Below are 8,566 nucleotides of genomic sequence, written 5' to 3'. Positions count from 1 at the left end.
GACAACCAGCCGTGGGCCGCTCACCCTTGCCCTCTTGACAAGAAACGCCTACATATCAGTTGTCTTGCTGCGCACCCGTAGTGGCTACGCGGATCCGGCCGGCCCGTTACTTGTGCGGGCGCCTACCGCGACAGGTGTGGCTTACGCTGGACTTCCGACGAGTGGAGGCGCCATGAACAAGCCGCTGTGGATTTGCTGCCTGGTGGGGGCGGCGCTTGGCATCGCCCTGGGCCTGGCGATTTTTGACAGCCCTGTGGTGGGGGTTGCCTTGGGACTCGCGGTCGGCGCGGTGGTGGGTGCTGGACTCAAGCAGCGGCACTGAACCATCCCGGCCGATACGCTTGAATGGTAGGCGCTGATGCAGGAGGCTGGCATGAACGGGACGACGCTGGACGCCGTGATGGCGGAACTGTCCGGATTGCAGGATCCGAGGGTGCGTGAGGTCAACGAAAAACGCGGGGACGACCACGGCGTGAACCTGTCGAAGCTGCGCGGCGTGGCGAAACGGCTTAAGACCCAGCAGGACCTGGCCCGCGGGCTGTGGGCCACCGGGGACACTGCCGCACGGCTGCTGGCGTTGCTGATCTGCCGGCCCAAGGATTTTCCGGCGGCGGACCTGGATGCCATGCTGCGTGAGGCGCGGGCTCCCAAAGTGCACGACTGGCTGGTGAACTACGTGGTCCGGAAGAGTCCCCACGCCGAAGACCTGCGCCTGGCGTGGACCGGGGATCCCGACCCGGTGGTGGCAAGTGCGGGCTGGGCGTTGACCGGTGACCGGGTGGCGAAGTCGCCGGACGGACTTGACCTGGCCGGCCTGCTGGACACCATCGAAGCGGAGATGAAGGACGCGCCGGACCGCCTGCAGTGGGCCATGAACAGCACGCTGGCGCAGATCGGGATTGTGCATCCCGAGCACCGTGGCAGGGCGCTGCGGATCGGCGAGCGGCTGGAAGTGCTCAAGGACTATCCCACGCCGCCGAACTGTACCTCCCCGTTCGCGCCCATCTGGATCAATGAGATAGTGCGGCGGAACGAAGCTCCTGCCTGATCCCGTAGATAGTTCACGCCTCACGCGTGGCGGGGTTCACCGGTTGGTCCCGTTGGACCGGCGGAGATACGCCCAACACTCACGCGGGTTCGTAGCCGATCAGCCAATGCAGTCCATGCCGGTCGATGACCTGCCCGTCCGAGGCGCCCCAGGGTTTTGCCGCCAACGGATCGACAATCCGGCCGCCGGCAGCGAGGCTGTCGAACCACTGGTGCAGTACGGGCGCTTCCGCCGTTCCCAGCAGGGAGAGCATCAGCCCTTCGCAGTTCACCGGTTTGTCACCCTCGGACGCGTCGGTGCCGGCCATGGCCACGGGCCCTGAAAGGACACCGTGCGCTATGGCCGAGGGGTCGCCCGTGGAGTTTCCGAAGTCAGCGTTGGTATGCAGGGCGAGTTCACCGCCGAAAATGTTCGCGTAGAAGCCCAGTGCGTCCCGGGCAGTGCCAGGAAACGTGATGTAGATCATGGGTGCAGCCATGTCCCCAGCCTACAGATCCCAGGCGAGGCCGCACAGGCAGTCTTTATCGGTGCACCCGCAGTCCTTTAGGCCGCAGCAGGGGAGTGGTCGCGATTACTGGCTCGGCCCCGCCCATGCCCCCGGGGCATTGGTCCACCGACCACCGCTGTCATCATCCCGTCCGCAACGCACGCAGCGCCGGAAGCGACGGCCATCGTCAGTGTGTTCAACGTGCCAGTCGTGACGGAGGTTCAATTTGCACAGCAGGGCCTGGATCATGGCACTGTCCGCTCTCTGGGTGGGTCCCCTTGGTACCAATTCCATGGTGGCACGCGAGGACCTCTAGGCATAGGCCGTGGTCATCCACATTATGAGACTTTTTTGCTCAAAATATGGACGCATCAATTAGCCTGCACTGTATGGACGACAGTCGGATAACCCCAGAAGATCTCCCACCCTTTGTTGATGTCGCGCGGCTCACGGCGCACCGCCAGAACCTTGTCATCGCCGATGTTCGGTGGTACCTCGACGGTGCGTCCGGCCGTAACGCGTATGATGGCGGACATCTGCCAGGTGCGGTATTTGTGGACCTGGACGCATGGCTGTCAGGCGATTCTGGACCACGCGGGCTTAACCCGCTTCCCGGCCCGGAAGTGTTCGCGCATGGAATGTCCTCCCTCGGAATCGGCGACGGCTCGACCGTTGTCGCCTATGACGACGCGGGCGGAGTCATCGCCGCGCGGCTCGTGTGGATGCTGCGTTCGCTCGGACATAGGGCGGCGTTGCTCGACGGCGGGATTTCCGCATGGTCGGGACCGCTCGAAACAACGCCCGTGGAGCCTTCGCCGGTGGCCTTCACGCCGTCTCCATGGCCCGGGGCCCGTCTCGCCACGCTTGAGGACATCACTTCGGGGGCTGCCGGAATCGTCGTAGACGCCCGCAACAACGACCGCTTCGACGGAAGCCTCCAGCTGCCCACCGATCCCCAAGCCGGACACATCCCCGGTGCAGTGAACGTCCCGTGCCGTGGGAACCTCGACTCCGACAGACGCCTGCGCCCGGTCGAAGACGTCCGACGGGCGTTTGCGAAGGTTGGAATCGAAGACGCGACCGACGTCATCTCCTACTGTGGTTCAGGCGTCACCGCGTGCCATAACCTTCTAGCTCTTGAGTATGCAGGGCTTGGTCAGGGCCGTCTCTACGCGGGCGGGTGGTCAGAGTACGGGGCCGACCTTCGCCGCCGGGCCGAGCTTGGATGACAACTGACCTGCGCTGCTCGCCGCTTGTTTGTCCATCACATGACGGTGACTTCGGTGGGCGACTACCCGCTTAGGCAGAAATACGCCATTTCGAGTACGACCCGGTATGCCTCTTCGAAGGCAGCGTATTAGTGGGGATCCTTTACCGGACGCTGTCGGGAGGTGCGGAAGCTAATCACGGGTTCGGCTTGAATGCGGTGTGCGCTAATAGACGTTCGTAAGTCGCATTGCGTTCTCGTGGCTGATGCCAACCTGCAGCGCCGCAGCCTCTGCCCCATGCGCGTACAACTCAATGTCCCAATCCACGAGCTGAACTAGTCCTGGCGCTGCGTCATCATTCCCCATGACCTACACTCTGCCTCGTTACCACGAGGTGCACCGACCGTAAGGCGATCCTTAATCGGACGCAGGACCCGATCAGCCAAAGTCGTCGTCCAGGTTCGTGTTCTTGGATGCCGTGACCTCATTCATAGAGGCACGCCGGTAGGGTTGACAGTATGGATGAAGCGGCTTCAGTCTCAAAGGATAAAGCTGACCGCCTCCACGCCACATTGCTCCTCCCTTACGAGGTGGTCAAGAAACGTAATGCCGCGCACGTACCAACAGTGTTGATTTTGCTGGCGTTCGTGATCATCGAAGCCGTGCTGATAGCCACACAAAGATTCGTCCCTTTTGCCTTTGTACTGGTGTTAGGGACTGCGGGGCTAGTCATTTGGGGCAAGGCCATGACCAAGAAGTTCATGTCTGGTGCTAACCATGAGATCGCGAAGTTCCTCACCACCGAGCTTGGTCAAGGCGATGCATTCCAACACGCTCTCTACGAGTCCTTGAGTAATGAGGTGTTTACTCGCGTGTTCCGTAAGTCGCTTTCGTCTGCCTACGAGATGGAATACCTCGCCGTTCCAATCAAGCCTGCTGGTGAACCGCCTTGGACGATCAGAATGCTCAAAGGTGCAATGGGATACGAATTACGCCAGCACCAATAGAGGTCTTCGAGACATCTTGGCCTGCGCGCCAGAGTGCTGCTAACCGCGTTCGCTCAGCAAAACAGCCTTTCGGTGGCAGACGTCTTCACGGGACGACGATGAGTCGCGCTGACTGAGCATCGGGGTGTGGCGGCGCATACGACGAATCACCCACCGACACGGCAGATTCACCACAGCACGCAGCCCTTGATACTGAACTTCCAGGCTGGAAACGTGGCCGGCCACACAACGACGGCCACCATAAACCAGCCAAAAAAGCGCAGGTCCCCTCCAGCCCGAAAACTGCAGGGGATCTGGTAAAACATGCCCCGTATACTATGTCGATGGGGGCGGAAGAGCATGTATCAGGGCGAATCGTGAATATAAGGGCACAAGCCGATGAACGAAGTGTCAGACAGCCCTCGACCGTCGACCGCGTCTTTTCAATCGTTTTCTTGGTTGCGCAGCCGTTCGTCGCCGTCGCACAGTTTTTGATTGTCGCCCTCGGCGCATCCCAGTGGATGGACGGAAGCCGTTCAATACCGCAATGGGCGGCAACGATTGCCTATGTTCTGATCTTCCTCATCCCACTCGCAGCGGCAATAGCCACGATCGTGATGCTTTCCAAACGCCGAATAGCGTTCTGGGTGCCGCTCCTCGCGGCGGTCCTTACGTCCATGATGGTCGTCGTCCTCGACGCCTACGGGCATAGCCGTGACATCTTTTAACCTTGTTTTTACGAGGACTCAACGCGTTCGATGTGAATGTGGGGGCCCTCAACGTCTCGTGCAGTTCCCTTGAAAGGTGAACCGGATGTCGTCCCATCCCCTGGCTGAGATCGACATAGAGAATTACGCACGTTTCCTGCCGCTTGATAGAAGGTTGTCAATGGTTGCGCCCCTCTCTGAGTGGTGGCGTTGGAAGAACCATCAGATTCACCTCCTCCGGTTGCCGGACAGTAACGCTCCGGTTCGGTTGCTTGTTGTCCACGGTGCGGGCGCCCACGGATCAGCGCTCTGGCCTGTTGCATCTCTGTTTGCGGGGCGCGGGGTTGATATCACAGTGGTTGACTTGCCTCTCTATGGCCGCACGATAACGGCATTCCCCGCAACAGTGACATACCAGGACTGGATCGACTTGGTAGTTGACCTAGTTTCAGCGGAAGTTGACGGCCGGCCGGTTATTCTCCTTGGGGCCAGCATTGGTGGCTTGCTCACGGTCGAAGCAGCGGCTCTTTCAGGCGGTGTCGCGGCCGTGGTGGCCACCTGCCTGCTTGACCCACAAAAGAGAAAAGCGCGCTCTGCCATGACGCGGTTTGGGCCCCTCGCAGTACTTTTGATGCCAATGCTGAGGCTGGTTAGGGGTCCGGTTGCCAGAGTCCCAGTCAAAATTGCCTGGCTCGCCAACTTGGGGCGCATGGGACGCGATCCCGGTTTGGGGCGGCTGTGCGCGAAAGATGCACGCGGCGGCGGCGCCTGGGTTCCGCTGGGGTTCCTTGCGAGCTATATGCAACATCCGCACGCCAAGGCCCGTACAACATTCCTTCCGGTCCATCTAATGCACCCAGAGTTCGACGAGTGGACGCCATTGGCCCTCAGCGAGGCCATGCTGCGGACTTTGCCCGGGCCCATCACCAGTCGGCTCCTGCGTGGTTGCGGCCATTTTCCCTTGGAAGAGCCCGGTCTGCAGGATCTTCTGAACGGTGTCAACGACGTGGCGGTCGAAGTTTCGTCCAGCATGAAGTAGCCGCTGCATTCGTTCCTGAGATGAACGGCGGACCACCACCAATGGGTGAGGGAGTTCCGTCTAGTACCTTCCAGTTGCTGCCAGCGGGATTATCGCGAACCTGAGCGGAATATCGGCAGAGGTCGGGGGGTAGTACCGGGTACTACGGCGGCGCCCTGGTTCGGTGCCGTGGAGGGACGTATTGTCCGGTCTCTCTCCGTAGGTTTGAATGAAAGCGAAAGGAAGATAAGTGATTGAGCCACAGACTCTTACGAAGAGGTTTGGTTCCCGCACGGCCGTTGACGGCATTGATGTCACGGTCCGTCCTGGACAGGTCACGGGGTTTCTTGGTCCTAATGGCTAGCTCAAGAGGACCCAGATAGACGCAATTACGCGGAGCTGCGCCTTTTGTTAATGCCAGCCGAAAATAGGGCTAGGAACGCCAACTGAAAATAGGGCCACCGACCATTATGGAAGGTTGTGAGGTCCGGACAATAGAACCAAAACCCCCTAGCCCCGTTTTCAAATGGCACTAATGGCCCTATTTTCGGTTGGCGTTCACACCTTTCCGCGCTGGGCCCACCACGAAATATCCATGCCGTCCCGGACTCAAGACCCGATAACCGCCGAGCCTTTGCCCAAGACACCAGCAGCCATCCAGAGAAACAACCCGCCCCAAAGAAGCGCCAGCCTAAAAACTACTGCTGCACTCATCTGCGACTCCTCGTCTTGCGCGCGCTGGAAAGGTTTTGCGGTTCCATTAAGTCACTCACGACTCCACTCCAGTGGAAAGAACCTTGCCACTTTCTTGCGCTGCGAGGCGCCGGCAAAAGCGCCCGTTAGTCGATCCTTTACCGGACACCTTATGCCAGCCCGTATACCGCTGCTGTGGCTGGTCATGGCACTGTCGGCCGTGTCAGCGGTCAGGATAATGTCTGGATTATGCGTGAACTGTTGATAGAGGCCCTCAGCTTGTTCTTTGTAGTCGGATGCATAGCGACCTTCCTCTGGATTCGGACGGTTGAGCGCAGGACAAGCCAGCTCGGGTGGACGCATCCACGTCAGGCGTTCGGGAAGCGGCGCCTGATTCAGTTTGCTTTGTGCGTGGCAGCCGCGGCGGGCACCTATTTGATTGCCGTGTCCGGGCCTCTGCGGTTTCCGGGGACCGCAGAGGTTAACGTAGCTGGACTGGTAGCTGTTCTCGTGTCCACGGTTTGGTTCATATTCCGCAGGGACATAGCCCAGTATCAGTACCAGACCGTCATGACAATGTTCAACCGCAACCGACCCGAGAAGGAAGAAGCGCAACGACAGATCAAAGCGATGGCGGCCCTCGGAACTGGGTTCATCGCGTTCTCTTGACGCTGACCCTCCAATAGACCGCCTTAGGATCCTTCACCGGGTGCTGTTTAGCTTCTTGAGTGACGGGCGCTTTGACCGCCCGGATCATGGACAAGAAAATTGTTACGACCGCAGAAATGCTCACAATCGTCTGCCTCGGCGCTCCAAGTCTGCCCGGCGTAGATCTTCCTCGTCCCAGAATGGAGCATCATTTCGGCGTACACGGAGCATGTTCAGGACTTGGCCAGCGCTGAGCAAAAACCACGCTGCGAAAAGGCAGAAGAACCCAATATTCCAACCGTCGTTCAACCCCTTCGCGAATTCGTTGGTTGCGAGGAGTGCACTGGCTACAATCTGGGTACCGTAAGCCCACATACCGGTCGGAGAAAGCTGCCTCAAATTGGCGTTTCCTCGCCGCGGCTTCAGCGTGCTCCGGTCATTTCGGGGGGATTGCATGAGTCGAACTGATCTCCGTGCAGTTCTTCATTGTCACGGGTTTACTGCCGGAGGAGACTTGAGGCGACGGCATCCAATCTCGGGCCGCCCGCGGGGCCACCCGGCTGCGGGGCCCCACAGGACTTTGTAGCGGCCTGGTGGATCAATGAGTTCCGTGACGCCCCCTGAAAAGGCCGCTAAGAGGTCGTGTCATCTCTTGCCTTTGGCGACTGTCGCCCTGCTTGGATGTCTCAGCGGGTGCCAGTATGAGCCTGACGACGCGTTCCTCGCGTCTGCCACTTCTCCGGTCACGGAGGCTCGCACAGTCCCGCCGCTGCCGGAGAGTCGCGACCCTCGTACGGTCTCACCGCTGCCGGAGAGCGGCGACATCGACGCCGGCACATACCTAGTCCCCGTCGTCGGCTACACGGAGCCTTTCGAGATCACCGTCCCGGACGGCTGGTATACCCTTGACGGCCAAAGCCTGGGCAAGGATGACCCGGGTCACCCGGCTGAATGGGCCGTCTACCTGACTCTTTCGCCCGCGGACTATGTGTCAATGGACGCATGCAGCTGGATGGGCGCTCTTGCCAATGTCGGACCGTCGGCCGAGGCCTTCGTCAAAGCGATGGCGGCACAGTCATGGACGGTAAGCACCCCTCCCGTCGAGGTAATGGTGGGCGATTACTCCGGCTTCGAGTTCGACCACTCCGTCGAGGGTGAAGTGGACTTCAAAGCCTGCGGCGCCCGAAGGTTATGTATCCACTCAGAATCTTTCGCCACCTGCTCACACTGGTACTCAACTCAGAATGAACACGAAACCTACCGGGCGATCGATCTGAACGGCCAGCGAGCTGTGGTCTCGGTGGGCTATATCGACGAATTGATCAATTCGGAACTGATGAGAGAGGCACGCGCCGTCTTCGACTCGATCGTGTTCAGGTCCTACAAGTGACCAGTTAATCCGATTGGCGATCCCACCCGCGGCTCCGACTCCTTCTCTGAACTCACCGGGTGTCTCAGATCCGCAGCGCCTCGAAACGCTAGGGTTTCACGGCAGTCTGAGGCGTAGCAGTTAGGGCACCCTCACCGTGCATTTCATCGTTCGGGGTAAACGTACACATCAGGGGCCGACAACGGAGCAGAGGAATGGATCCATGCCTGGCTGAACGCTAAACGACCGGCTTACGGACGGGGCCACTCGGAAGCGTAAAGCCTCTGCTGACCGGTTCCGGAGCGGATATACCTGATGCGGGATGCCTTGACTGGTGTGGCTAGGTGTACTCAGCCAGCAGGTTGGTTACATCTGCTGATGGGTGGTCGCCCTCCGAGGGCT

General features: G+C 60.0%; 9 protein-coding genes and 1 pseudogene. 9 read left to right on the top strand and 1 reads right to left on the bottom strand.

Annotation, left to right across the window (positions count from 1 at the left end; all coding sequences use genetic code 11):
• The first annotated feature begins 172 nt into the window (after window positions 1–172).
• On the top strand, window positions 173–322 hold the full coding sequence (locus ASF72_RS20720) for a hypothetical protein (protein ID WP_164468854.1): 150 nt from the start codon (window positions 173–175) through the stop codon (window positions 320–322).
• Between the two features lie 51 nt (window positions 323–373).
• Window positions 374–1,048 (top strand): DNA alkylation repair protein, encoded by a 675-nt coding sequence (locus ASF72_RS16555; RefSeq protein WP_056600685.1) that lies wholly within the window; start codon window positions 374–376, stop codon window positions 1,046–1,048.
• A 79-nt stretch (window positions 1,049–1,127) separates the two neighbouring features.
• On the opposite strand, the gene ASF72_RS16550 is transcribed toward ASF72_RS16555, so the two are convergent.
• Window positions 1,128–1,526, bottom strand: coding sequence for a VOC family protein (locus ASF72_RS16550; RefSeq protein ID WP_050687170.1), 399 nt, complete (start codon window positions 1,524–1,526; stop codon window positions 1,128–1,130).
• A 398-nt stretch (window positions 1,527–1,924) separates the two neighbouring features.
• On the opposite strand from ASF72_RS16550, the gene ASF72_RS16545 reads away from it, so the two are divergent.
• The 7 genes and pseudogenes from ASF72_RS16545 to ASF72_RS16520 all read left to right on the top strand — a co-directional run bounded on the left by ASF72_RS16545 (window position 1,925) and on the right by ASF72_RS16520 (window position 8,185).
• Entirely contained in the window at window positions 1,925–2,764 is an 840-nt protein-coding gene (locus ASF72_RS16545; RefSeq protein WP_056600683.1) for a sulfurtransferase, read from the top strand.
• A gap of 497 nt (window positions 2,765–3,261) precedes the next feature.
• Window positions 3,262–3,750: a hypothetical protein gene (locus ASF72_RS16540; protein ID WP_157371029.1), complete on the top strand. Its 489-nt coding sequence runs from the start codon at window positions 3,262–3,264 to the stop codon at window positions 3,748–3,750.
• Between the two features lie 323 nt (window positions 3,751–4,073).
• Entirely contained in the window at window positions 4,074–4,457 is a 384-nt protein-coding gene (locus ASF72_RS16535; RefSeq protein ID WP_157371028.1) for a hypothetical protein, read from the top strand.
• An 85-nt stretch (window positions 4,458–4,542) separates the two neighbouring features.
• Window positions 4,543–5,475, top strand: a complete 933-nt coding sequence (locus ASF72_RS16530) for an alpha/beta fold hydrolase (protein WP_056600678.1) — start codon at window positions 4,543–4,545, stop codon at window positions 5,473–5,475.
• A 229-nt stretch (window positions 5,476–5,704) separates the two neighbouring features.
• Window positions 5,705–5,815, top strand: a pseudogene (locus tag ASF72_RS21125) (ABC transporter ATP-binding protein); the annotation flags it as partial.
• A gap of 581 nt (window positions 5,816–6,396) precedes the next feature.
• On the top strand, window positions 6,397–6,816 hold the full coding sequence (locus ASF72_RS16525) for a hypothetical protein (protein WP_056600676.1): 420 nt from the start codon (window positions 6,397–6,399) through the stop codon (window positions 6,814–6,816).
• Between the two features lie 580 nt (window positions 6,817–7,396).
• Window positions 7,397–8,185, top strand: coding sequence for a hypothetical protein (locus ASF72_RS16520; protein ID WP_056600675.1), 789 nt, complete (start codon window positions 7,397–7,399; stop codon window positions 8,183–8,185).
• Window positions 8,186–8,566: the final 381 nt, after the last annotated feature.

The sequence above is a fragment of the Arthrobacter sp. Leaf141 genome, from assembly GCF_001424565.1.
In the GTDB taxonomy this organism is placed as follows: domain Bacteria; phylum Actinomycetota; class Actinomycetes; order Actinomycetales; family Micrococcaceae; genus Arthrobacter.
This window is presented reverse-complemented; position numbering and strand designations above follow the sequence as displayed.